Origin of the sequence: Cohnella luojiensis (assembly GCF_004564235.1) — a bacterium.
In the GTDB taxonomy this organism is placed as follows: domain Bacteria; phylum Bacillota; class Bacilli; order Paenibacillales; family Paenibacillaceae; genus Cohnella; species Cohnella luojiensis.
On sequence record NZ_SOMN01000022.1, the window covers coordinates 18,627 to 42,284 of the forward strand.

A 23,658-nucleotide genomic window follows, 5' to 3' on the forward strand; every position below is an offset into this window, starting at 1 on the left:
CTATCATATCCGTTTACTTTTGAATATGTTTAAATCAGACATAAACAAAGAATTGTATGCGATCGATTTAAAGAAAAACGCTCCTGTTCCGGTCGTAAACAACCGAAAAGGAACGTGGTTTGGATTCTTGCTTTTGCTAGCTCATGATTCAACTTTCACGTATATGCTGCCGAACAATCTGTCATCGAGATAGGCGTTAATCCGCCACATCCCTGCTTCCGGAAACCCCATAGAGGTAGGAATGTGGGCATCAGCTCCATGTATGGAACCTCCGAGCCCGAACGTGTTGAAGATGTCGATCTCCCGTTTAGAGCCTTCTTTCACGGCCATGATGCTTAAATGACCCTTGAGTTCGTCCTTGTTTCCCCAAAAGTGCCACATATATTTATGCCTTTTACCGGCGACGATAGGTTGTTGATCGAGAATTTCGCCATTTTCGTTTTGGTATGGGCCTATGATGAATCCGACTTTGCCTTTTTCGCCAACCAACACATATTTATGAGACTTGCCATCGACTCCAATGTAAGGAATGTCAAAAGTATCGCTTCCCGTCCATGGCGAATGCTCCCCTACCTCCAATACAAAATCGCCGTAGAATTGATCATTCAGTTTTATCTCGTATTTCCAAGTGCCTGCAAGCGGAAGATTGAACCTCGCAGTGAAACGATCCAAACTGTCATAACCCGGGCTCGGCTCTGTAATAGTCTCCGGAGCAACGACGGTTAATTGTTTACCTGTTTCATGATGATAAGCCACGACGGAAAGCCGTTTTCCTTCAAATGTTTTGAACGGTTGCGTAAAATGGATCATATATCCTCTTCGAGCTCCCGCGATTAAATCGGGGTCGGGAAACACCTGAAATAATACTATACCGTTTCTCGCATATTCCGTTCGAACTTCCTCTATCCTGTCGGAGCCGGTTGGCTTAGAATTTTCGGATTCGCTCGTAAATACATTTGCCTTATCCGATGCGAATAGGATTCCAATACAAACGATCATAATCGCAAATACAGCTCCAAAACGAGTAAGACGAACCTTTGCCTTTGGTTTGTTCTTAGCCTTATAGAGAATCTCCTGCTTCATCTCATCAGTGAAACGAGGCTTCTCGAACGGTGATTTTCTCAGACTTTCATTCCATAGTTCATTCTCCATCAGAGATCGGTACCTCCTTCCGAATTGCTAAGCAATAGAACCGATAATTTCTTGCGCGCCCGGTGCAGCCGCGATTTCACGGTTCCTTCGGCGATATCAAGAATCTTAGCCATTTCTAGAACGGTCAGTTGGTAGTGCGCGTCAAGCAATAATACTTCCCTGAACCGAATCGGCAGCTTCATCACGTTGCTCCATATATGGCGCGTTACCAACCGGTCGAACGTTTCCGTTTCCGCGGATTTAGCCATCTCTTTCCTCGATACGTAATCTACAAGAACGACTTTGGAAAAAAACGCGTTTCGTTTATACTTGTAAGTTTTGTTTCGCGTAATCGTAAGCAACCAGCTCTTGATGCTGGATTCCCCGCGGAACGTATGGAGCTTCTCATATACCGCAATAAAAACCTCTTGGCAAATATCATCCGCCGCGTCCGAACGTCGAATCAAATAGAAGGCGAAATTCCACACGTCGTTACCGTATTCGTTCATTAAATCATGGAGTACCGAATCGCGATCGACTCCGACGGTTAAATGCTTTAAATAATTCAGCTCCACGACATCACCTCGACTCTCTATAGAAGAAGACCCGTTTCCCCTCCAAAAGTTCCCTTTTTCTCAAAATAAAAAAGCCGGAACCGGTCAAACCCGGTGCCAGCCTGCAAATCTGCGCATCATTTATTTAATAAAGCCTTATTCGGCAAGTAGTGCAGCGCTCTTATGAATCTTATGGTCCTCGTCTTCGCGCGCATGACAATCGAGTGGGTTTCCGCGCGATCGTCCGGCAAATAGCGAACGCCCCCTAGAAACTCCCCGGGAGTGACGCCCGTCGCGGCGAAAATAACATCCTCGCTTCCGATCATATCCTCCATCGTCAGTACTTTATAAGGATCATCGATGCCCATCTGCAGGCAACGGGCATATTCGTTGGCATCCGAAGGCATCAGCCTTCCTAATATTTCGCCACCGAGACATTTCAATGCCGCTGCGGCTAGAACGCCTTCGGGCGCTCCTCCGGAGCCGACGTATAGATCGATTCCGGCTTCCGGAAAAGCTGGCGCCATCGCCCCCGCTACGTCGCCGTCGGATAGAAACTTGATCCTAACCCCAACCTTACGCAATGTCTTGATAATGGACTCATGCCTAACCCGATCCAAGATCATGACGGTTAGCTCGGATACGTTCTTATTCAATGCCTCGGCCGCTTTCTTCAACGTGACTTCCATAGGATCCGTTAACCTTAACTTTCCGACAAGCAACGGTCCGACGGCTAACTTTTCCATGTACATGTCCGGCGCATGCAGCAAATTCCCTTTGTTTGCGATGGCGATGACGGACATCGCGTTATTCAATCCTTTGGCCACGATCTCCGTTCCCTCGAGAGGATCCACGGCTACATCGACTTCCGGACCATTCATGCTGCCCACTTCTTCCCCGATGTAGAGCATCGGAGCCTCATCCATCTCTCCTTCGCCGATGACGACCGTACCTCTCACCGATATGGAGTCGAACATCGCTCTCATCGCCGCTGTTGCTGCCCCGTCGGCATTGATCTTATCTCCGCGCCCCATCCATGGAGCTGAGGCCAAAGCAGCCATTTCCGTCACGCGAACGATTTCCAATGCCAGCTCTCTCTCCATATGTAACCCTCCAATATAGATAGTGTGGTTATATATTGTATAACATATAATTATTTATGACACAATATAAAAGATAATAGATGTTTCCGTTATGACCTATAAATAACAAAAACGGCTTCGATGTCGGTTAAGACATTGAAGCCGTTTTTGTTAATCTAGCCTTGCTGTTTGCGTAATAATACGATTTGGCCGATATGATACGCATTATGAGTACAAAGGTTGGAGATGGCCCCCCACCAAGGGCAGTCACCCGGATAACCGGGCACGTATTCATCCAGCTTCGATTCGGGAGACTCTTCGATCGCTTGACGGAATTTCAAGAAAGCGGAATCCAGCTTATTTACCGCCGATTTCCAATTTTCTTCATTGGTTTCTTCTTCCTGTATGCTGAATGTATCCTCGTTATTGCTGCCAATACTTACGAAAATATTCTTGCCGTTAAAATAACTCAACCATTTCTCGTTCCAATAGGTCAGGTGACTGACAAGCTGCCAGATCGAATGACTGGAATCATCCTTACGCCAAATGGCTTTCTCCGCTGTAATCCCCTTTACCGAATCAAGGAAGGTAGGAAACCAGCTTAGGTCATTATGGCAAGCCGCAAGCTGATCTAACAAAACATCCTTCTTAGTCCCTGTCATCCCATCTCTCCTTTATGTTGTACTCCATTATCCAAGAAGCTTGATGCGTAACTGAATGATCTCGCTTCGGCTTCCAATCCGTATCGGCGGTCCCCATGTTCCGAAGCCCGAAGACACGACGACGTGCATGAGCCCTTTTCTCATATAACCCCAATCCAATTCGAATAACCTTTTCGTGAATAGATGGTTAGGAGTGAATTGTCCTCTATGCGTATGCCCGCTAAGCAGAATGTCTGCTCCCGCTTCGGCTGCTTGAGCGAATTTCGTCGGCTGATGATCCATCATAATGATCGGTTTATTCAAATTTAATGAGGTTAATAATTCGGCCGCTTCCAAGCGCCCGGAAGGGTCGACCGTTTCCGCGGTTTTATCTTTTCGTCCGGTTACGTATAGAGCTCCGTCTATCTCGACTGTTTCGTCGCGCAACACGCGAATTCCTATCTTCTTCATTTCATCTACATACTGTTCGACATGCCCGCCATAGTACTCATGATTGCCAAGCACAGCATAAGTCCCATGTTTAGCCTTCAATTGGACAAGCAAATCGCTCATCTTATTTCTCATGAAAGGTTCTATCGAATCGTCGATTACGTCGCCCGGGAGCAAGATCAGATCGGGGTTCATCGCGTTCACCCGGTTAACCAGACGTCTGATGTGCTTACGCCCGACTACGTTTCCTAGGTGAATATCCGAGGCGACTGCGACCGTCCATTCTTTCTTATTACCACGTGCTTTCTTATCGATGTCTAACTCATATTTACGGATTACTGTGCTCCAAGCATTCCTTGAACCAAGCAGTAACGATAGCAAGGTGACCGCAAGAACAACTCCGCCTGCATAAAATTTGTAATCGGCGACTGAGTACCCCGCAAGGCTTAAGATTAACCGAACGATGTCACTCAGTACAAACAGTAGAAATCCGGCTTCCATGATGAAAATATAGTAGGATCCTAATACTTTCAAGAACCTGCCCAATGGTTTCAACGTTCCCGGCAAGGGAATTCTGCTGAGCAAATAGCCGTAAGCGATAATTCCGAATGGAACCCAGAATGCCCAAGATCCATAAGGGATTTCAGCTGCATCGAGCCATTCCGTTATATGCCACCCCAAGTAATAAGTAATGCAAGAGTAGATAGCGAGGAAAAATGTAATCATCAAGACAAAGCGCGGGTGTATTTTCATCTGTAAGGTTATCTCCCTATCTTTCTCTATAATATACGTTTCTACGAGAATTATAACATAGGTAGAACCCCGAACCGAAACGGCTCGGAGTTCTATGGATTCAACCTTCGGTCGCCAACACGATGACGATTGCTGCCGCCCATACGATTCTTTTTTTCATCCGACAGTTCCATCATCTTTCATTTATTACACAGAAAAAGCCGCATAGGGCACAAGTTCATGCACCTAAGCGGCTACTCTATTAAAAATCATTCTAGCTTTCTAACGGCATCGGCATAAATAATAGATTAATAGGCAGCATGCTACCCGAAGCCGGCGTGAACATAATCGTTACCGACTCCACGGAATCTCCCGTTTTGTAGAGCATTCCAACCTCGTTAGGGTTGGATAGAATGCCTGTATTGGTCATGTAGATAACCCGATTATTAATGGAGAACGCTCCCGCGTAATGTCCTCCTCGCGGATTTACGACAATCGCCGTGTGAGGCTGAACGTTATTGATTCTAATCGTATAAAGAGTACCGTAATTCCCCGAGTTGAGTACGGGCGTATTCGTTGTCTTATCTACTCCCGGCAGCCTTGTATCCACGACGTTATCCGCCAGAATCATCCGGCTCTTCACGTCCCCGATCGTCTGATTCACGAACATCACGCGGTTGGCATCTTCGAACGTTCCGCGAATGTGCCTGTCATGGCTCGGCAATATACTAAGATTGGGAAGATAGCTAAGCACGTCGCGTGCCGCGCTGACAACAACCACCTGAACCTTCAATTGCTTGTCCATCGTCACGTCCGCGAACATGGAATAGATATCGCCTGGTTTTACGACTTTGTTGCTGTAATCGGAAATCAGTATACGACTTTGTCCCGCGGGGATTTGTACGTTCGAGTAACTTGGGTTAAGTCTTGATTCTAGGTATCTCCCCGTAGCGGCGCGTCCTACGCAAGAGACGCAAGAGTTAGGGCCGCCTGCTCCCAATGGTCCGATTCGGACATTGGCGATTCCGTTATTGTTGTTCGTTGCGACAATATAAATCTTTACCGCCGTAGAGCGACCATTCCGATTATGCAAGAGAAAACGTACATTCCCCGTTACATGATCTTCATAATAGATTCCTTCATCCACTATCGTTTCCGGACTATTCGATCGAATCAAAGTTTGCGGCTGAGGATTAATGTCGTAGCTCATGATCGGCAAATTCAGCACGTCCGGACCGCTGATCGGGAATTTCTCCCCAACATCCGTGTAGACTAGGTAAAACTCTTCTTTCGAGTACTTGGTCTCGTTCTCGATCGTGATCGTTTTTGAATATTCGTTAACGGCTCCATTTGCATCCGTCACCTTGAGAGTAATCGTTTGCGGACCGGGTTCGAAGAAACCTTTCGCTCCGTTCGACCAAATCCGGCTAACGATGCGGTTCTCATCATCCGTACTCTGATCCGTATACTGGATGAACTCCCCCATCTTATAAGTGTCCTTATCCGTCGCGAACATTGCGACCGGAGGTTGATTCGGCGGTTTAACCGTTACGATTACCGTATAGGCATCGCTCCAAAAGCCTGTTTCGTCCATTACCCAGTGCGATACCTCATAGGTTCCCGCTTGCTCGAAGATGGTCTCGTTAAATTCCCAACGCTCGTCTACGATGGCAAGCCCTCTTGGATGGTAGGACAAATCGGTGTAAGAGACTTCCGTTTGCTGGGCATACGGATTGACATTCGAGACGGTGAATTTGGCAACCGGTTTGGACTCCCATGTCATAACGACTTTCTTCTCTTTCGGAATCGACATTAATGTCATCCCGAAGCTCACGGAAACGGTCTTCAAAGGAATCATTAACGACCCTTTAAGCACATAAGGAGCGCCTACGCCTTTAACCTCCGAACCCCCGTTCACGGAATAGACGGTACTGCCCACCTTGATGCTCAGATTAGTTAATCCGTTGCTTAACGTGTACTTTTTGCTTTTGGAGTCATAGCTGATCACTCCATAAATTTCTTTCATCAGCGACTTGGCCGCAACGTAGGATACGCCTTTTATCGCCGTGAGCGGCTGCGTGGCCATGATAGTCGAGCCGTTATGTATCATTTTTTTCGAATTTTGGATCAGGGTGAGGGTCTCCAAACCGTTCGCGCTTCCTTCGGCGATGGCCGGTATAGGAATCGAGCATAGCAGCATTACGACAACGAATAATTGCATAAAACTTCTTTTCATAGCGTGCTCCTTCTAATCTAGTTGTCTAGATACATCCATTTATTTAATCATATGTAATAACGGTAGTTCTAGTGAAAGGTTGCTATAGTTGAATAAAATAAATCTAAAGAAAAATAAGCCAGGAGCGGAAGTCTCCTTGGCTTACAGGATTTTACGCATTCTTACGTGCAGGATGTCCGCGTCAAGGAAGGGCTCCTCGGATTCCGTTACGTAACCTAATTTTTGATAAAAGGATTCGGCTGTACATTGAGCATCGAGTAAGGAAACGCTATAACCCATGCTCCGAGCTTCCTCCTCCATACGCAATAGGAGAAATTTCCCCACGCCCGTGCCCCGATACGATTTAAGCACCGCGATTCGCTGCATCTTGGCTACGCCGGGCTCAAAGGTCTTGAAACGCCCTGTAGCAATTGGCAACTCATCCTCTAAAACGATGTAATGGTGACAGGCATCCGGAGAAACGTCGTATTCATCCATCTCCAATTCACTAGGCACGCCTTGCTCGTTAACGAATACTTCCACTCGAATGTCAAAGGCCATCTGCAATTGTTCGGCCGTTGTCACTTTCATGCATTTCATAGGTTTGCCTTCTTCTCTTTATCAGCTTTATTTGCCTCTATTAGTCGATAGATCTGGCATTCTATCAGATTACCTGAGAAATCCTTGCAATTCAACGGTAATTAACTTCCAGTATCTCGCATAATTTCCGGATTCATCAACCATAATATTGGCAGATCCTTCTAACTCTCCAACTTCTCGAGTCGTTCCAATAACTCCGATTGCGAGAACCCTTCACCAATGAACACGGCCACGTTGTTGACGGATTTCTGCGGGGTAATTCTCAGGAAATCGACTTCTTTGTAAGCGTATTGGAACAGGAAAAGACTTGCGGTATCACGGAAGGTAACGATACCCTTCGCACGATAGATGCTCTCGGGCAATTGCTTCAGGAAGTTTTCAAAAGCAACGCTATCGATAGCGCTTTGAAAATAATAAGTTACGACGTTAACGTGATCATGAAATTCGGAAACGATGGAATGTTGGTGATGATCGTGATGGTGGTGAACATGATCGTCTTTATGATCGTGATTGCAGTGCTCATCATGAACATGAATAGGTGCCGACTCTTGCGCATGCCTATGCATATGTGCGTGCAAGGGCTGAGTTTCCGCATAGAGGACGGCAGGGTCAAGCTCTCCTCTAGTTGTTACGATTACCTTCGCCGCGGAATTCCAAGACGCTAACGCTTCTTGCAGCTCTGTTAAATCCTCTGTCTGGACAAGATCAACCTTGTTAAGCACCAGGATGTTGGCCGCGCGGATTTGTTCCTTCATCAGCTTGAACGTCTTACCCGATCCGATACGCATTCTGTCCAGCAGGTGCCTGCTATCTACGACCGTTACGACATTCTTAAGTTCCAACTTGGCATATAAAGATGCCTCCGTAATGCCGTCCATAATCTCGAGCGGCTGCGCTACTCCCGTTGATTCGATCCAGATGACTTCGGGCTTATGCTCCCGAGCTAACTCAACGAGTTCCAATCCTAGATCTCCGCGGCTTGTGCAACAAATACAGCCGCCAAGCAATTCTGACATCGGAATGTCCGCCTCGATAAGTTGTCCTTCAATGTTGACGTCTCCGACCTCATTCAGGAGAATCGCCGGTTTAATGCCTTTCGTCTTGGCGTGGTCTAATATTCGGTTTAATATCGTTGTTTTGCCGCTCCCAAGAAACCCTGTCAGCACGTAAACGGGGATAATGCTGTCATTCATCAAGCCTTTCTCCTCCACTCTAATCCCATGAGCAAAGCCTCCCCGCTTCAACGGAGAGGCTTTCTATAGCTTCCAGCGTTATGCGTCTTGCCTATGACCCGCTTCCACGAGCTCGACCGCGGCAGCATTGGCTTCCACCTGCGCGACGTCCTTGCATCCGGGTATTACGGATGTGACGGCGGGATGCTTCAAGCACCAAGCCAGAGCCCAAGCAGCCATATCCGTTCCTTGCGGAACCTCATCATTGCGAATCGCTTCTGCCTCTTGTATCTGCCGATCTAACTGGTCCGCGTCTCTTCTCGATCTAACGTCGTCCGAAGCGAACTTAGCTCCGGGCTTGTATTTGCCACTAAGCAAACCGCTCGCGAGCGGAACTCTCGCCAACACTCCCAAATTCTGTTCTATGCACGAAGGAAATACTTCCTTCTCAGGCTTGCGATCCAACCGATTATATACGACCTGGATGGCGCCCGCTTTAACCTTGGTTGCTTGGGAGGTTTGGTGAATATTCTCGTTAGAGCCGATGGATATGCCAAGATGACGAATCTTGCCGGCTTGAACTTGCCTGCTTAGTACATTCCACAATTCCTCTTGATCGAAAGCAGCATCCGGTCCGGAATGAAACTGATAAAGATCGATATAATCCGTTTTCAAAGACTTCAGGGACAACTCAAGCTGATGAATGACGTCCTTAGGCTCGAACACGTCGGTACGGTCGAAATGACGGTGAAAATGATGGCCGAACTTCGTCGCGACGATCCAATCCAGGCGGTTTCCTTGAATGGCTTCGCCGATCAGCGATTCAGATAAATGATCGCCGTAACACTCGGCCGTGTCGATCAGATTGATCCCTAGTTCTTTGGCCTTGCCGAGAATGGCATTGACCTCCTGCCGCTCATAGCTTCGGCCCCATTCCCCACCGAACTGCCAGGTCCCTACGCCAACGACGGACACTTTCAATCCCGTCTGGCCAAGCACTCTATATTTCATATCGCTTTCACCTCTTATTCGTCTATGCGAACGGCCGTTCCGCTAACGGCAACCATCAACATGCCGTCACGGATGACCTCATAATCAACATCGACTCCGACAACCGCGTTTGCGCCTAAACTCTGCGCTTGGCTCGTCATCTCGGAAACTGCGATATCCCGCGCTTCCTTCAGCTTGCTTTCGTAAGTACCGGAACGACCACCGACTACATCGGTGATGGAGGCAAGAAAATCCCGGAAAATATTTGCTCCCATGATCGTTTCGCCTGTGACCAACCCATGATAAGCCGTTATGCGGTAACCTTCCACGTTAGGCGTTGTCGTTATCAGCAATCGAATTCCTCCTTCGAATCGTGAACTTCGCCCTTATTTTACCATAGGGCTGGTGACGAACCAAATTCAAGACAGGTATTGACTGTTTCCGTATACTTGCAAAAAATGTTCCTTCGCCCGGGTCCTCATCTCGTCGTCGAAACCCCGGATTTCGTTCAGCATCTCGAACCTGTCGCCGTACGGCTTCTCGCCCCCGGCATAAAGCAACCACTGCGCTAAATCGTCCGTCGCGCGAATTCGATCGAATGAATGATGATACCATAATGACGCTCGTTCTAAGTATGCTTGAGCCTCGAACGGGTTGAGCTCGATGACCTTCGAGAAAGAAGCGATAGCCTCGTCGTGACGGTCAAGGTGGTTATAGATCAAGCCTAGATTGTAATGACCCTGCGAGTCATCCGGCAGCAGCTCGGAGTAGGCTAGCGAATCGATAAGAGCGGCTTCATGATCATCCAGCCGATATTGAATCAATCCTCTAAGCCAAGTCAACCTCGCATGATTTCCATCCAGCTGCAATCCCCGATTGCAATCCGCAAGCGCGTCCGTTATACGCTCGGCGGCGAAACGGCTGCGGGCGCGGCGGTCATAGATTTGGGGATTATCCGGCTCCTGCGCCAACGCCCGCGAATACTCCGCCTCGGCTAGTTCCCAATTCCCCATACCCGCGTAGAGTTCGCCAAGCGCATATGCGGTTTTGCTTTCTTTCAGCAGGCTCTCATCAAGCTTAATCGCCGACTGGATATCCATCATCGCCTCTTCATACCGGTCCTCCATGTATCGCGAGAAGCTTCGGCGCATATAGAAGTCGGCCGTTTCTTCGAGTTGCAGAGCTTTAGTATAAGCTTGCTCCGCTTCCCCGTAACGATCCGCATCGATGTTGATTTCCGCGTTTTGTTTCCAGTTCAAAGGATCGTTTGGCTCCATATCCGTCAACTCTTCATTTTCCTTACGTGCTTCCTCATCTCGTCCCGCTTCCCGGTAGGCATCCGCTAACCAGAACCGAACGACAGTATGCTCGGGAAAATGCTTCTTGGCCGACTGGAGCATAGAAATCATCTCGTCGTGCGTTCCCAAGGTCCTGTACGCGGTGCTTAGCTCCATATACGCAGGCAACCATAAAGGATTGTTTTCCTTTAAGAGGGTTAGTACTTCCACCGCCTCCGAATGGCGATCAAGCTGCCTGAGCAGACTGCCTTTGCGAAGCTGCAGCTCGGCCGCGTTCGGATATTGCCGTAATGCTTCGTCAACCGACGATAACGCTGCGTCGAGTTCGCCTTTGGCTTCGTGCAGCTTTGATTCGAACAACCGGAAACCGTACTCGTCTTGCGCTCCCTTGAGGAAGCTTGCAACTGCAGCAGGAGAGTAATTCGTTCGCTCCTTTAGCATGGCAGCTCCGAGATCGCTCAGTCTGCGCCATTCATCTTGGAGCTTAATCCCTTTGGATAACGCGTCTTGAGCCTCTTCCGTCTTGTTCATTTGTTCCAATGCTTGCGCTTGCCGGAAATAATAGTGAGGAATCGCCTTAGCCGGATTGGATGCGGACTCCCGATAACAGGCCTCCGCTTCGGCAAAACTCCCCATCTTCATGTAGACATTGCCCATCTCGTAATAAGTGGAAGCCTTCGAATCTTCCCTTCTCTCCAACGCTTCTTTGAAGTCGCGCACCGATAACTCGTATTCCCCTCTGTCATGATGGGTTATCGCTCTCGTGTACCAATAAATATAAGGCCCGGAGTCAAGCAGAATAGCGTCATTCAAGTCCGCTATAGCTTCCTCTTCTTTACCCATTTCGTTGTAGATGTGCGCTCTCCGCTCGTAAGCGTGCGCATGCTGTTCTTTAGCGAGCAGCTTTGACAGCACATCGACGGCTTGCTCTGATTTTCCGCTGTCGTGCAACAATCCCGCATAGTCGACTCGCTCGTCGGATGACATGCGGACAACGCCCCATCTTTCGTACCAACGGAGAGATTGTTGCAACTTCTGCCGCTTATGTAACCTTTTTGCCATCCAACGGGCAATCGAGTAAACCACAGGCATCCCTCCTTTTGAAGCAAAAGCTGCCGAGGGTCTCGGCAGCTTCGTTATTTCGTTTACTCTCCCGTTACTCCCATTCCTTCTTCAACGGCAAACTCGAAGTCGTCGATGTCGAACAATTGCACGGGAATGGCGTTCTGTACCACTTTATCCTGAAATTCGATTTGATCGGTCAGCACCGGACTTTGCAAGCGAAGAGACAGTAAGATAATTTCCGTTTCGATAGGGTCGAACAGTTCTCCGTACTGCATGTTCTCCGATGCGTTCACGATGACCAATGTAACATGTTCGTTGATCGGCAACGGCGGGCTTTCTCTCCAAGGAGCCATAAGCGCGCGCTCTATCTTCTTCTTATTAAACGGATCTTCGAAGTAACTAATCATTTCTCCGATCTTTAATTTCACATAAGCGTCATCTTCAGCCTCCGGCATAACCGGCTCGGGACTGTCTTTCATATCGTAGAGCTCCATCACCGATGTATAAGGTATCCTGTATTCGACAGGATGTTTCGGCTGGAGCAGTTGCCCATAGATCGCGATCATTACTGCCTCCATGACAAAACGCCGACTCATTTTACGTTGTCCCTCCCATAAAGCTTTCCGCGGTCTAGCGCATTGTTTCTCATTATATCATAAAATGATGGGCGGAATGCCACACGATGCCGTATAATATTCAAAGATTGTTGCCATTCTATCTCTGTTAAGGGGCTGTCTGGAATGTCTGAATCGACCTTTCAACATTATATGCGAATCGCTCGGCAAGAATCAGAGCAAACGTTTAGATTGTCCATGGAGGATGCGGGTTATTTCACCTTCTTTACGTTTCTGGAAGACTTCCGCAACGGATTGAAGTCTTACTCTGACGAGGATAGCTCACTGTATCTTGCAAAGCTGGAACGGGTTCGCGATCTGTTCCCGGCACCCGAACGCTTCAGCCCGTCCTGGAGCGGGATCTGGGACGAATTCAAGCTCATTATTCGCTCCAAGAACGAAACTCTCTCTGTTATTCCCCCGGAGCGCAGGGATGGAGAGTGGCAAATCCTGCTCGACAATCCTTACTCCCATCAACAGGTCGTTTGCTATCCAAGCCTCGCTTTTCTCGAAGCGGCTTATATGTATGGCTATTTCCAAAAAGAGCTCAAGCCTCACGAACGCCTGCGATTGCAGAAGGTGAACGATCTCTTGTCAACGAATGGCCGCAAAGAGGCTTCCCTTTTTCCAGATACATAGATCGACTATACTCTATTGCCCAGGTGAATAATGAGTCCGAATATACAAAAGTCATTCCTTGATATAGAGCAACTATCGCAGCAAGTATCCAGAACCAAAATCGACTACTGCGAGGTTATCCAAAGCGGTCAGGTCTTATTTACCCATACACGCAACTCCCATTCCAAAGACAAGCTTCACAAGATTAATTCGGTTACGAAAAGCGTTCTCTCCTTGCTTATCGGCATAGCGATTGATCGCGGGGAACTAGAAAATATCGAAGCTTCGATCTCCGATTATTTTCCCGATGTCAAACAGACTCTTAAACAAGATGTTACGATCGAACACTTGCTTACGATGACACCCGGCTGGGACTGGCAGGAGATGGGCGATTGGGGCGGCCTTCCGTCTCCCATGATCAATAGTCCGAATTGGGTCAATTTCATCTTAGCCCAACCGATGAAATATTCACCCGGGAAAAGGATGTTCTACGATTCGGGGTGCTCGCACCTCTTAAGCGCGATCTTGCAAAAGGTTACGGGGTTGAAGACTGCGGAGTATGCGGAGAAATATTTGTTCAAGCCTTTGGGGATCGAGCAATACCGATGGTATTCGGACGCCAAAGGCATCGTAATCGGCGGCTTCGGACTGGAGCTGAAAGCGCCGGACCTTATGAAGATCGGCAAGCTGGCGTTGGGAAAAGGATACTTGAATGGCTCGCGGATCGTTCCCGAGAGATGGATTGCCGATAGCACCAACGCTCATCATCATACCTACGATCATATCGGTTCCTATGGCTATCATTGGTGGATCGTGGCAAGCGACGACAAGCCGACATCGCCTGCTTGTTATTTCGCCATGGGTTACGGCGGGCAGTACATCTTCGTCGTTCCCGAGCACGAGCTTATCGCCGTATTCGCCAGCACGTTATACAAACATACGTTTCTCCCCTATCGGCTGTTCAAAGAACTTATTTATTCTAGGTTGATCCAGGCCAAATAAGTATCATCGCTGTTAGGTCTCCCAACGAGAATAATCACCTGATGCGACGACGGTAACCACTGAAGTCTTCTAATGTCCAAATAATCGTTCGTCAGCAACTTTGGATTAGAACCATCGGCTAAGCTTAAGATAACTTTGCTCCCTTGAACCTTGTCGTAGATGCTTGACCCCATTGTTCCGATCGAGTACGCAAGATATTTGCCATCCGGCGAGAACGCGAAGGAATGCAATCCGTACCAGCCGCCGTCCTCGCCGGCGCCGTAGAAGGGTTCGTAACTTTCCTTTGATTTTCCGAAATCCGGATTCTTCCGGGAATATTCATCCCATCCGTCCCCCCAAGGCTGCTCTATTAACGCGTTTCCATCCTCATCGTAGATGACGAATTGACCTTCGGTGGAAACCAATAATTGTTTCAGTATCGGATTATAAGCATGGTTCGAATAATTCGAAATGTCATCCATGTAGATTTGCTTCTCCTGATTGGTATACAGATTTACGACCTTTAATCCGATGACATCGTCGAATCCGTTATCGGCCAGAATCGTTTTACCTGGAGTCAGCCACCGAATCCCGCCCCAAAAACCCTCTTCGAACGACAGTTTTTTAGTTTTTCGCGATTCAACGTCGAATATAGCCAATGTCGTCGCTTCTCCGGCGCCATCTCCTAATTGAACCCCTGTTGAGGCTAGATACACGAACTGACTACCATCCGGAAACCATAACGGTTGCCGATCCTGATTCCCCTGGGTCCACCTTTCTTGTTTTCCTGTCTTCTGTTCCACGCCCCAAATCCCTTGATCCGCTTTAACGATTGCCGACCAAGTCTTATCAGGGCTTAACTGTTCATAAGGATCCGTTTCTCTTATGGATTGCCTAGAAATCGCATAACCATTGCTAGTCCCATCGAGATAAGTACTAAACCGAACCGTTCCTCCATCTTCACCCTCAACCTTAACGTACCGAAAGGAATTCACATCTATTTGTTCGTTACCTTCCCAGAGGACGGCGGATTTATCTTCTTCGCTTTCGTATGTCCACAATTGGTTTTGCCGGCTTACTGGATCGATTGCAATGTACAAAAATTCCGTATCTGTTAATGCCATTAAATAATCAGGCGAGACTCCAGTTGGACTAAGCTTTACGAAATGGTCAAAATTTCGGCTCAAAACTTCCACAAAATCTTGAACGGATACGGATGCGGATGCAGATGGCTGCAGTTCTTTTACAGAATCGGATGACAACGGCGATGGCGACATTGATGCTTGCTGCGGTGTATTCTGACAAGCTATTAAACTAAGTGATAATACCCCGATTACTCCGAAAGATTTGACTAAACCCAATGTTCTCAGCCCCCCAACGGCAAACCCCCTCGGAATCTTTCTCCAAGGGGGTTGGATAATTCATGCTTTTAAACCTTCCTTGCGGTCATCACGCCGTCACGATAAGCCACTACCCTTGACGGATCGTTGCGAAGCTTCACGTTCGCCATTTTCGCTTCGTGCTCGGTCAACTCCAGAGGTAACCAGTCTTCAAGCTGCCCAGCAGGATCTGCACGCTCGATGCCCGCTCCCGCCAAGGCTTCGGCCATTTGCGCCGAGCTTGGCGGTTCATCCCATAGTAACAACCCGTAATAAGCCAGTTTATATCCATTGCGCTGAACGCAGGCAAGCAAAGTGCCCGTAGGCGAATGTCTCATCATGTAAGGCATGGGAACGGGCACCCTTTCTCATAAATAAGGATTCTCGTGCTTCGCCTTCAGCATATTCCAGCGACGCTCGATCTCGTGCTCGAACTCTCTTAGCGTCTCGGCGTACTCCGGTTTGGACAAATGCTTCGTCTTGCCCATCATCTTCAGCCAATCTCCGACCGGGACCCTTTTCCCCTTCTCCTCGGGGTTATAGGTAATCGTCGTAACGCCTCTCTCTACTTCATAGAGCGGGAAGAAGCAGGTATTCACCGCGTAATCGATGATATCGGCGCCGTCTTTGTCCTCCGATAGCCAGTTCAGAGGACAAGTGATGAGGATCTTGCCATACACCATTCCCACGTTCTGGGCGTACCACTGGGCCTTGGCGCCTTTGCGCACCAAATCCTGAGGACTTGCTTCGCTGCCGGTGAATACGTAAGGTATGTTCGTAGCTGCCATGATCTGCGCGGTATCCTTGTGGTGAAAAACCTTGCCACCTTGATGCTTGCCTACGTTAGATGTCGAAGTCCGATGACCCATCGGGGTTGAGTAAGAGAGCTGCGCTCCCGTATTCATGTACCCTTCGTTATCGTATTCGAGAATAATCATCCGATGGTTACGTAAAGCGGCTCCGATGGCAGGCCCCATTCCGATGTCCATTCCTCCGTCGCCCGTAATCATGACGAACGTGAAATCGTCCTTCAAGCCGTATTCGTCCAGTTCTCCCCGGCGCTTGCGCTCGTGGAACATCTCGACGACGCCCGACATCGTTGCGGCGCCATTCTGGAAAAGATTATGGATGTAAGTCGCCTTATGAGCGGAATACGGATATCCGGTCGTGACGACCATCGCGCACCCCGTGTGGAACAAAGCAACGATATCGCCTTCGATCCCCTTGAAGAATAGCTCCAAACCGGAGAAAATCCCGCATCCGGGACAGGCTCCATGTCCAGGAGCAATCCGTTTGGGCTTCTTCGTCAAGGAACGAAGCGGCGGAACGCGCACGTTGATCTTGCCCGTAGCTTCATCTGGAGTAACGGTAATGAGACCGGTTTTCAAATCCTCGTATTTCATCGGCTCGAGCACTCTCTTAGGCGCTTTGGACGGATCGCCGGCCGTAATCCCGTGATAGTCGAATGGCTTCTCTACGAAGCCCTTGTTCATCGCGTCGATCGCGAACTCGAACATTTTCAATCCGTCCTCGGCGTAGAAGTCTTTGCCTCCTAAGCCATAGATCCGGCTGACGACCAACGTCGTGGAATTGCCGTATTGCTGCAAAGCCGCGCGAACCTCCATGACCATGTTGCCGCCGTGGCCGCCATAGGAGTCGGAGCGGTCTCCGACCGTCACCGCTTTGACGTTCTTAAGCGCTTCGGTGATCGCTTTGGCCGGAAAGGGACGGATTATGTTCGGAGAAATCGCTCCTGCTTTGATCCCTTGGGAGCGAAGTTGATCGACAACGTCCTTGATGATCTCCGCCGATGAATTGAGCAGGAAAACGGCGACGTCGGCATCCTCCATCCGATAGAGCTCGAGAATTGGATATTCTCTTCCGGTTAGCTCCGCGTACTCCTTCTGAATCCGGTCGAACACGGCTTCCGCGCGATACATAGCCAAGCTCTGCTGGTAGCAGTTGTTAATATAATCGGGTTCGTTCATATAAGGTCCGACGGTAATCGGGTTGTTGCGGTCTAACACATGCTTGAACCCTTCCGGCGGACGTTCGCCGACGAACTTCTGAACGTCTTCCTTATGCGTGAAGGTCATGACCCGGCGCTTCTGATGGCTTGTAAAATAACCGTCCGAAGCAACGAGCACCGGCAATCGGACTTCCGGGTCTTCCGCAAGCTTCAGAGCGATAATATTCATATCGTATACGGCTTGGGGATCGCGGCAAAGCACGATCGGCCAGCCCGTATTCAATGCGAAGTACAAATCCGAGTGATCCCCGTGAATGTCGAGAGGGCCCGATACGGAGCGGCACACGAGATTCATGACCATCGGGAAACGAGTTCCCGACTGGACGGGCATCTGCTCCAACATGTACAAGTAACCGTTTGCAGAAGTCGCATTAAATACGCGACCGCCTGCCGTCGATGCCCCGTAACAGACTCCCGCCGAGCCATGTTCTCCATCTGCCGGAATCAATACGATATCGTGCTGTCCGTTCGCTTTCATCAAATCGAGAAACTGCGCCACTTCCGTCGATGGCGAAATCGGGAAATACCCCATTACGTGATAGTTGATCTGGTGTGCGGCGTATGCTGCCATCTCGTTGCCTGATTCATAGACGATTCGTTGCTCTACGGTACCTTGCCGGCCCATTTCCTTGCGAATGTCAACGGACATGTCAGACTCCACCTTTCCTATCGGTTTCTCGTTGAACGTGCGCTAGACGTTCTCTCTATCCAATCGCCAGCTGAAATTTATGCGGTATGCGATGTCCATCGGCATATCCGTCGACCTCAAGCTCCGAGGAGAGCGCATCGGTCGGACAAGCTTGGACGCATTTGAGACAGCCTTTGCAGTATTGATAATCGATGCCTTGCAGGAACATTTGCGGTCGACCCTTCTTATCCGCCTGTTCCTCCCATACGAAGCAGAAATCGGGGCACACATTGTCGCACGCGGCGCAGTGAATGCATTTGTCGTCGGCGAAATGCGGCATCATGCCTGCGCGGGAGATGCTTAAATCCTTCAGAATGCTATTCCCCGGATTGATGACCAGACCGCCGATCGGCTGAGTTTCATACCCGAGCACCGGCGTATCCATGCGAACGAAATCCGGCATAACGTCTCCCTCAGCGAGCGAATACGTCTGAAACTTCACTTCGTCGAAGCCGCGCTGGAACGTGTTTAATGCCGGCTGGACTGCCGCAGGGTATTTTTTCTCCAGCGATTTGCGAATGACGCCTTTCATGAACTCCGCGTCCAAGAATCCGCATAAACGGAATAGCCCGCCCAACATGGCCATATTTACGCGATTGTTCTCATCTATGGAGATCCCTGTCGCATCTACTACGGCAATGATGCCGCCTTTTAGCTTAAGCTGGTCTTTGAGTTGTTCAGGCGTTTTCTTGGAGTTGACCAGCACGATGCTGTCTTCATACATCCCGGAAATGACGTTGATCGTCTTCGACAGGTTTTCATGGAAAATGCCGATCACGTGCGGTCTTTCCACTGGCGACGTATCCCGGATCCGCGTATCGATATCGCAGAAGCGAATGTGCGCCTTCACCGGCGATCCCTTCTTCTCCGAACCGTACGAGCTGAAGCTTACGCCGTTAAGCCCGACGCCCATAACTCCTGCTTCCGCCAACATTTTACCTGCCAGATTGGCGCCTAACCCTCCGATGGACTCCAGACGAATTTCAAAAAATCCGAGCTCGTTAACCTTAGGCAGCATAACCATGTCGTTCTGCAATCCCCTTTCGCGCATAATTGGAGGATAATTCAGAAAATTGGCAATATACAAACATTAATTATTTCGCGATAAAAGGATGAAATCCTGCCTGCGTTGTTAATAATCGGCAAGAGTTGCCGTTATTTTCAAGCCGACAAGCTCAACTGCAGCCTCTGCAACTCCTTCCATCCGATTAAACGAATCTTTTCCTCGGCTAGAATCGCCCTTATTTGTTCATCTTGCCAGAATGCGACTTCCATGCCCCTCTTATCGGGATGGCCGTGGAACGATCGAAGCTCATCCGTCGACCGGGAAGGATGGGAAATCCACTCCGTCACGCCAGGCAACAAATTCCGAATCAAACTCACGCCTTCCGCCTTCACCGATTCGTACGTCTCTCCCGATTTCAGCCTATATTCAGGTCCTAGCACGTAATCGGGAAGCACGATGCCGCGATCGTCAGCCTGGCGAACCCTAATCTTGGCGCGTTCGTTCAGCTCCGATGGAACAATCCTGCCTCCAACCGGCATTAATCGACGCGGCAACCGAAAAGGGAGTCCGTACCGCGCGCAGATGTCAAAAACGATCGGAAGAAAATCCTTGCCCGAATGGAACCCGTACAAGCTCCCCATATGGTTGTCGGCGTGAGAGAGAGAAAGTCCGGACTGAATCGCGGCTTCCGTCTGGGCGATCAGCTCGAATCGCACCTCTTCCGGATCCGCCCTCATCTCGAACTCTTCGATCGTCTCGGGAAACCAGCCGTCTCGATCGCTAAAGGACAATGTTGAATGGCTTCGACACAATGAACCCCATCTATATTTGGGCCACTCGCTCGTTAACGCCCAATGAACGCCGACATCCGCATCTGGGTTCGTTTCTTTGATGAGCGTAACCGCATCGGCCGACCAGGAGCAGTTCATCATAATCGTGGTCGAGCAAATCGCCTTGTCCGATAGCAAATCGGAGATCGTCTCGTTCACGCTTCCGCATAACCCGAAATCATCCGCATTCACGATCAACAACCGTTCCTCTTTTCCGTAACCCAAACGCTGCGCCGTGTTCAACTCCATCGCCTCCCTTTTCCAATATATGAGCATTCGGAGATGATTTGCCCTTTGTTCACCTATTTGAAAGGAATGTTTCCTGCGTGAAGGCAAAAAAGCCCAGACGGATTTCCGCCTGAGCCCTCGCAAGATGTCTATAGCCTATCCAGCCGCTTCGTCAACGTGTTTACCCAACTCGCAGACAGCTCCTTCACCGCCAGAAGGCGGCGAATTCCTTCCGCGTCTTCTTTATCTTTATGCATGAGGCGGTTAGCTTCTTCGACCGTGATGCGGGCTGGGTGCGTCTGCATTAACCTCAATTCGTCCCCATTCGCTGCCACGCCGTTCTCGAGCACTCGTAAATAGAAGCCGGTCGCGCCGCTTTCCGTGACGAGCAGCGGAAGTTCGTCCAATCCCCACCTCATGGCCAACTTCCAGCATGGCTGGCGAGGCTGGCTGACCTGCACCGCCGCTGTACCGACTTGATAAACATCGCCGATATGAATGTCTCGTTCGCTCATCCCTCTTACGGTAAAATTTTCTCCGAAGGTGCCATGAGGAAGCTTGCGGCCAAGTACATTTTCCCAATGGGGATAATGATCTGCGCTATATACGCAAACGGACTTATCCTTACCGCCATGATTTACCAGATCCGCTTGCTCGTCTCCTGCAAGGCCAAGCTCGGCAAGCGCAACCGCATGGGTGATCGCACTCTTAACTATTCCCGATTTGGCTTCCTTACCCTTATATGTACTTGATTTAACATTGCCAATATTGATGGATAGCAAAGAATAAGCAGTATTCTCCTCCAAACTCATTCCTCCTTCGAATCCATAATCCTAAATTCCGTGAATAAGCGTTCACCGTTAACGCCACGATAAATCATGTACTCACACAGAGGATGAAAGGTGGAATCGTATGCCTACTTCCAAACGCCGCAGGGAAAGCACATGGAAAAGCCGAAAGCAGAACCCTCAGCCTCATGGGAAAATCAGTTCATTGCACGAATTGGCGAACGAAGCTAGTCCGGAAGGAAAATCCGATCCATCAACGTAGCCTTTACTTGCCATGGAAGCCTGATGACTTCAACGTCGCATTCCTATGCGGCTTGCTGCTTCAGGCTTTCCCTTAGGTTATGCGGAGTTTCTCGGAAGCGGTCAATCTTCTTCCTTTGATATTGATGACGATACGACCGTCCTGCATCCCCCAAATCTCATCGGCGAATTTCTCGGCTAGCTCGACTCGGTGCAAGGCAGCTACGATCGTCGTGCCCTTCTCGTGGCATAACTTCTTAAGCGTCCGCATCATCTCTTCCGCGGAATGCGGATCTAGTCCCGATACCGGCTCATCCGCAAGCACCAGTCTCGCGCCATGTACCAATGAGCGTGCGATCGCAATCCGTTGGCGCTCGCCTCCGCTCATCTTCTCGACCGGTTGCTGCGCCCTCTCCATCAAGCCTACATGCTCTAGCATGTCCATCGCGCCCATATGATCGTCGCTGCGGACCATACCCGTGATTCTCCGCCATAACGGCGTCTGTTCGGATGCGCCGATGAGAACATTCTTGAGCGCGGATTTTTTCTCATACAAGAGAGGTTTCTGTTCAAGGAAAGCAACCTCCCTGCGGAAACGCATTTTCGTTAGGAATCCCGCCTCCATCAGGTCCTTGCCATCCACCCTATATTCACCTGACGTCCACACTTCCTTTAATGCCAAAGCCTTAAGAAGAGCGGATTTACCGCTGCCGCTGGAGCCGACAACGGCAATGAAAGTACCGGGTTCCAAGCGGGTATTCACGTGATCCAATATCGTCTTGCCATCGGGAATTTTGCGCGTCAATCCGGAAATTACGATCATAGCTGTCCTATCCCTTCAATCCAATATGATTCTAGTGTACGGCATTATGTAATCTCTTGCCATACGAACAAACGTTTGCTATAATCTGTAATAAGAACACATGTTCTATATTATGTTTCTATAGGTGGGATAATGGATGGTGCATTGTGAACATCTCCGTTACCTGGAACCTCCTAGAGGATCCAGGCCGTCTCGAGACTTGACTTTCAAATTTTACACCGACGGAAAACTCGTCATCATTGATAACGACACAGGGAATACAATGAGCCCCCGCGAGTTAAGCGGGGGCAGCTACGACTTCTATGTCCGTCAACGCATTCGATTAATCAAACGAAACCTGGCCGAGAAGATCATGAAATATGCGTAATCGGCTCATACATCAAGGTAAATTTTTATTGATCCCGTTTAAGCTCGGCGGAAATCGCTGCATCTTACCGATCTGAATTGCCTGCTCTTTGTCTTTAGCCTTCATGTTATTCCGTTGCTCGATTTGACTTTTGTTTTTAGACATTCGCAATCACCCCCTGCCCTTCAGTCATTGAAGGGTTTCTTTGTAGTTTTCCTCTTTCCACTCATTTACAAACCTCTTTTATCGGGCCATAATAAAAAAGAAGACGAAAATTAGACTAACCCGCCGACACATTTATGCTGATCACAGGATATTCTGATTGAGGTCGGACATTCGCATTAGAGTAAGGAGCAGCAACGGCATGAGCCAAAAAATCATGTTTGACCTTGACGATACATTGGTCTATTGCAACAAATATTTTCACTTTATCCTCGATCAATTCGCGGATGAAATGACATCATGGTATACTCCGGCGGGAATATCCCGTGAGAATATCATGGCGAAACAAACGGAAATCGATATCGCGGGCGTTCAAATTCTCGGCTTTAAGAGCGAACACTTCCCGCAATCGTTTATAGATACCTATCGTTACTTCCAGAATCTTACCGGACGCGTTGCCTCCCCTTTGGAGGAAGAAAAGTTATGGAAGCTTGGAAATAGCGTCTACGAGCTTGACGTGGAGCCATATCCTTTAATGGAGGAGACGCTGGATTCTCTAGCAAGCGGCGGCCACGAGCTGCATCTCTACACGGGCGGCGACATGCTCATCCAGTATCGGAAAATCGAACAAATGAATCTTGAACGTTACTTCCAAAATCGGATATACGTTAGACAGCATAAAAATAAGGACGCATTGGAGCAGATCTTAAGCGAGGGCCGGTTCGACAGAGCCAATACGTGGATGATCGGCAACTCGGTGAGGACCGATGTTCTCCCTGCTCTTCATTGCGGCATTCATGCCGTATATCTGAAGCAGAAAGCCGAATGGACCTATAATGTCATCCCCATCGACGCGAAGCCTAGCGGGGCACTCTTGACCTTAACGGCTCTTCCCCAAGTCCCACCCGCGATTAGCGACTACTTGATTCAAGTCGGAATGAAAGTGTAGGGATAATTCCTCTAAAAAAGTTGAAAAAAGCCGGGTAATCTGCAGCG

At 49.1% G+C, this 23,658-nt stretch carries 25 protein-coding genes; 5 read left to right on the forward strand and 20 right to left on the reverse strand.

Going from position 1 to position 23,658, the window contains the following annotated elements; genetic code table 11:
• Positions 1–141 precede the first annotated feature (141 nt).
• The 12 genes from E2980_RS15055 to E2980_RS15110 form a co-directional block, all read right to left on the reverse strand.
• Positions 142–1,152 carry a DUF4871 domain-containing protein gene (locus E2980_RS15055; RefSeq protein WP_135153006.1) on the reverse strand — a complete coding sequence of 337 codons (1,011 nt, stop codon included), beginning with the start codon at positions 1,150–1,152 and terminating at the stop codon, positions 142–144.
• Positions 1,152–1,706 carry an RNA polymerase sigma factor gene (locus E2980_RS15060; RefSeq protein WP_205699980.1) on the reverse strand — a complete coding sequence of 185 codons (555 nt, stop codon included), beginning with the start codon at positions 1,704–1,706 and terminating at the stop codon, positions 1,152–1,154. Before E2980_RS15060 ends, E2980_RS15055 begins: the two co-directional genes overlap by 1 nt.
• 116 nt (positions 1,707–1,822) lie before the next feature.
• Complete coding sequence (glpX, locus tag E2980_RS15065; RefSeq protein WP_135153007.1) at positions 1,823–2,788, reverse strand: class II fructose-bisphosphatase; 966 nt, start codon at positions 2,786–2,788, stop codon at positions 1,823–1,825.
• A 155-nt stretch (positions 2,789–2,943) separates the two neighbouring features.
• Complete coding sequence (locus E2980_RS15070) at positions 2,944–3,429, reverse strand: DinB family protein (protein WP_135153008.1); 486 nt, start codon at positions 3,427–3,429, stop codon at positions 2,944–2,946.
• Between the two features lie 27 nt (positions 3,430–3,456).
• Entirely contained in the window at positions 3,457–4,611 is a 1,155-nt protein-coding gene (locus tag E2980_RS15075) for a metallophosphoesterase (RefSeq protein ID WP_240703044.1), read from the reverse strand.
• Between the two features lie 253 nt (positions 4,612–4,864).
• Positions 4,865–6,826 carry a stalk domain-containing protein gene (locus E2980_RS15080; RefSeq protein WP_135153009.1) on the reverse strand — a complete coding sequence of 654 codons (1,962 nt, stop codon included), beginning with the start codon at positions 6,824–6,826 and terminating at the stop codon, positions 4,865–4,867.
• A gap of 141 nt (positions 6,827–6,967) precedes the next feature.
• Entirely contained in the window at positions 6,968–7,405 is a 438-nt protein-coding gene (locus E2980_RS15085) for a GNAT family N-acetyltransferase (RefSeq protein ID WP_135153010.1), read from the reverse strand.
• Positions 7,406–7,566: 161 nt separating this feature from the next.
• Positions 7,567–8,598 carry a CobW family GTP-binding protein gene (locus tag E2980_RS15090; RefSeq protein ID WP_135153011.1) on the reverse strand — a complete coding sequence of 344 codons (1,032 nt, stop codon included), beginning with the start codon at positions 8,596–8,598 and terminating at the stop codon, positions 7,567–7,569.
• Between the two features lie 78 nt (positions 8,599–8,676).
• Entirely contained in the window at positions 8,677–9,588 is a 912-nt protein-coding gene (locus E2980_RS15095; RefSeq protein WP_135153012.1) for an aldo/keto reductase, read from the reverse strand.
• Between the two features lie 14 nt (positions 9,589–9,602).
• Positions 9,603–9,920 (reverse strand): YbjQ family protein, encoded by a 318-nt coding sequence (locus E2980_RS15100; protein WP_135153013.1) that lies wholly within the window; start codon positions 9,918–9,920, stop codon positions 9,603–9,605.
• Between the two features lie 66 nt (positions 9,921–9,986).
• Positions 9,987–11,951 (reverse strand): tetratricopeptide repeat protein, encoded by a 1,965-nt coding sequence (locus tag E2980_RS15105; protein WP_167747141.1) that lies wholly within the window; start codon positions 11,949–11,951, stop codon positions 9,987–9,989.
• 59 nt (positions 11,952–12,010) lie between these two features.
• Positions 12,011–12,526 (reverse strand): ADP-heptose synthase, encoded by a 516-nt coding sequence (locus E2980_RS15110; protein WP_135153015.1) that lies wholly within the window; start codon positions 12,524–12,526, stop codon positions 12,011–12,013.
• A 144-nt stretch (positions 12,527–12,670) separates the two neighbouring features.
• On the opposite strand from E2980_RS15110, the gene E2980_RS15115 reads away from it, so the two are divergent.
• Both E2980_RS15115 and E2980_RS15120 read left to right on the forward strand, forming a co-directional pair.
• The gene (locus tag E2980_RS15115; RefSeq protein WP_135153016.1) at positions 12,671–13,183 is read left to right on the forward strand and encodes a hypothetical protein; all 513 of its coding nucleotides are present in this window, start codon (positions 12,671–12,673) and stop codon (positions 13,181–13,183) included.
• A 30-nt stretch (positions 13,184–13,213) separates the two neighbouring features.
• The gene (locus E2980_RS15120; RefSeq protein WP_135153017.1) at positions 13,214–14,164 is read left to right on the forward strand and encodes a serine hydrolase domain-containing protein; all 951 of its coding nucleotides are present in this window, start codon (positions 13,214–13,216) and stop codon (positions 14,162–14,164) included.
• Here the strand turns inward: E2980_RS15120 and E2980_RS15125 are convergent.
• The 6 genes from E2980_RS15125 to E2980_RS15150 all read right to left on the reverse strand — a co-directional run bounded on the left by E2980_RS15125 (position 14,137) and on the right by E2980_RS15150 (position 21,109).
• Positions 14,137–15,504 (reverse strand): PD40 domain-containing protein, encoded by a 1,368-nt coding sequence (locus tag E2980_RS15125; RefSeq protein ID WP_135153018.1) that lies wholly within the window; start codon positions 15,502–15,504, stop codon positions 14,137–14,139. The two genes, E2980_RS15120 and E2980_RS15125, sit on opposite strands and share 28 nt — an antisense overlap.
• A gap of 68 nt (positions 15,505–15,572) precedes the next feature.
• Positions 15,573–15,872, reverse strand: a complete 300-nt coding sequence (locus E2980_RS15130) for a hypothetical protein (protein WP_135153019.1) — start codon at positions 15,870–15,872, stop codon at positions 15,573–15,575.
• A gap of 18 nt (positions 15,873–15,890) precedes the next feature.
• Positions 15,891–18,200 (reverse strand): thiamine pyrophosphate-dependent enzyme, encoded by a 2,310-nt coding sequence (locus E2980_RS15135; protein WP_135153020.1) that lies wholly within the window; start codon positions 18,198–18,200, stop codon positions 15,891–15,893.
• 55 nt (positions 18,201–18,255) lie between these two features.
• Complete coding sequence (locus tag E2980_RS15140) at positions 18,256–19,263, reverse strand: 2-oxoacid:acceptor oxidoreductase family protein (protein WP_135153065.1); 1,008 nt, start codon at positions 19,261–19,263, stop codon at positions 18,256–18,258.
• A 137-nt stretch (positions 19,264–19,400) separates the two neighbouring features.
• Entirely contained in the window at positions 19,401–20,318 is a 918-nt protein-coding gene (locus E2980_RS15145) for a polysaccharide deacetylase family protein (RefSeq protein WP_135153021.1), read from the reverse strand.
• A gap of 134 nt (positions 20,319–20,452) precedes the next feature.
• On the reverse strand, positions 20,453–21,109 hold the full coding sequence (locus E2980_RS15150; RefSeq protein ID WP_420808653.1) for an MOSC domain-containing protein: 657 nt from the start codon (positions 21,107–21,109) through the stop codon (positions 20,453–20,455).
• Positions 21,110–21,215: 106 nt separating this feature from the next.
• Here E2980_RS15150 and E2980_RS24270 point away from each other — a divergent pair, with 106 nt between their 5' ends.
• Positions 21,216–21,353 carry a DUF6254 family protein gene (locus E2980_RS24270; RefSeq protein ID WP_167747142.1) on the forward strand — a complete coding sequence of 46 codons (138 nt, stop codon included), beginning with the start codon at positions 21,216–21,218 and terminating at the stop codon, positions 21,351–21,353.
• Positions 21,354–21,425: 72 nt separating this feature from the next.
• Here E2980_RS24270 and E2980_RS15155 read toward each other — a convergent pair whose 3' ends face one another.
• Positions 21,426–22,154: a phosphonate ABC transporter ATP-binding protein gene (locus tag E2980_RS15155; protein ID WP_135153023.1), complete on the reverse strand. Its 729-nt coding sequence runs from the start codon at positions 22,152–22,154 to the stop codon at positions 21,426–21,428.
• A gap of 136 nt (positions 22,155–22,290) precedes the next feature.
• On the opposite strand from E2980_RS15155, the gene E2980_RS15160 reads away from it, so the two are divergent.
• Positions 22,291–22,521 (forward strand): hypothetical protein, encoded by a 231-nt coding sequence (locus E2980_RS15160; RefSeq protein ID WP_135153024.1) that lies wholly within the window; start codon positions 22,291–22,293, stop codon positions 22,519–22,521.
• Between the two features lie 12 nt (positions 22,522–22,533).
• Here the strand turns inward: E2980_RS15160 and E2980_RS24950 are convergent, their stop codons facing one another.
• Entirely contained in the window at positions 22,534–22,665 is a 132-nt protein-coding gene (locus tag E2980_RS24950; RefSeq protein ID WP_276322282.1) for a hypothetical protein, read from the reverse strand.
• A 199-nt stretch (positions 22,666–22,864) separates the two neighbouring features.
• On the opposite strand from E2980_RS24950, the gene E2980_RS15165 reads away from it, so the two are divergent.
• Positions 22,865–23,611, forward strand: a complete 747-nt coding sequence (locus E2980_RS15165; RefSeq protein WP_135153025.1) for an HAD family hydrolase — start codon at positions 22,865–22,867, stop codon at positions 23,609–23,611.
• Positions 23,612–23,658: the final 47 nt, after the last annotated feature.

Coding starts and splice junctions, on each gene's coding strand:
- E2980_RS15055 (WP_135153006.1), bottom strand. CDS start 1,152: ATGGAGAATGAACTATGGAATGAAAGTCTGAGAAAATCACCGTTCGAG.
- glpX (WP_135153007.1), bottom strand. CDS start 2,788: ATGGAGAGAGAGCTGGCATTGGAAATCGTTCGCGTGACGGAAATGGCT.
- E2980_RS15070 (WP_135153008.1), bottom strand. CDS start 3,429: ATGACAGGGACTAAGAAGGATGTTTTGTTAGATCAGCTTGCGGCTTGC.
- E2980_RS15075 (WP_240703044.1), bottom strand. CDS start 4,611: ATGAAAATACACCCGCGCTTTGTCTTGATGATTACATTTTTCCTCGCT.
- E2980_RS15080 (WP_135153009.1), bottom strand. CDS start 6,826: ATGAAAAGAAGTTTTATGCAATTATTCGTTGTCGTAATGCTGCTATGC.
- E2980_RS15085 (WP_135153010.1), bottom strand. CDS start 7,405: ATGAAATGCATGAAAGTGACAACGGCCGAACAATTGCAGATGGCCTTT.
- E2980_RS15090 (WP_135153011.1), bottom strand. CDS start 8,598: ATGAATGACAGCATTATCCCCGTTTACGTGCTGACAGGGTTTCTTGGG.
- E2980_RS15095 (WP_135153012.1), bottom strand. CDS start 9,588: ATGAAATATAGAGTGCTTGGCCAGACGGGATTGAAAGTGTCCGTCGTT.
- E2980_RS15110 (WP_135153015.1), bottom strand. CDS start 12,526: ATGAGTCGGCGTTTTGTCATGGAGGCAGTAATGATCGCGATCTATGGG.
- E2980_RS15115 (WP_135153016.1), top strand. CDS start 12,671: ATGTCTGAATCGACCTTTCAACATTATATGCGAATCGCTCGGCAAGAA.
- E2980_RS15120 (WP_135153017.1), top strand. CDS start 13,214: ATGAGTCCGAATATACAAAAGTCATTCCTTGATATAGAGCAACTATCG.
- E2980_RS15130 (WP_135153019.1), bottom strand. CDS start 15,872: ATGCCTTACATGATGAGACATTCGCCTACGGGCACTTTGCTTGCCTGC.
- E2980_RS15135 (WP_135153020.1), bottom strand. CDS start 18,200: ATGTCCGTTGACATTCGCAAGGAAATGGGCCGGCAAGGTACCGTAGAG.
- E2980_RS15140 (WP_135153065.1), bottom strand. CDS start 19,263: ATGGTTATGCTGCCTAAGGTTAACGAGCTCGGATTTTTTGAAATTCGT.
- E2980_RS24270 (WP_167747142.1), top strand. CDS start 21,216: ATGCCTACTTCCAAACGCCGCAGGGAAAGCACATGGAAAAGCCGAAAG.
- E2980_RS15155 (WP_135153023.1), bottom strand. CDS start 22,154: ATGATCGTAATTTCCGGATTGACGCGCAAAATTCCCGATGGCAAGACG.
- E2980_RS15160 (WP_135153024.1), top strand. CDS start 22,291: ATGGTGCATTGTGAACATCTCCGTTACCTGGAACCTCCTAGAGGATCC.
- E2980_RS24950 (WP_276322282.1), bottom strand. CDS start 22,665: ATGTCTAAAAACAAAAGTCAAATCGAGCAACGGAATAACATGAAGGCT.
- E2980_RS15165 (WP_135153025.1), top strand. CDS start 22,865: ATGAGCCAAAAAATCATGTTTGACCTTGACGATACATTGGTCTATTGC.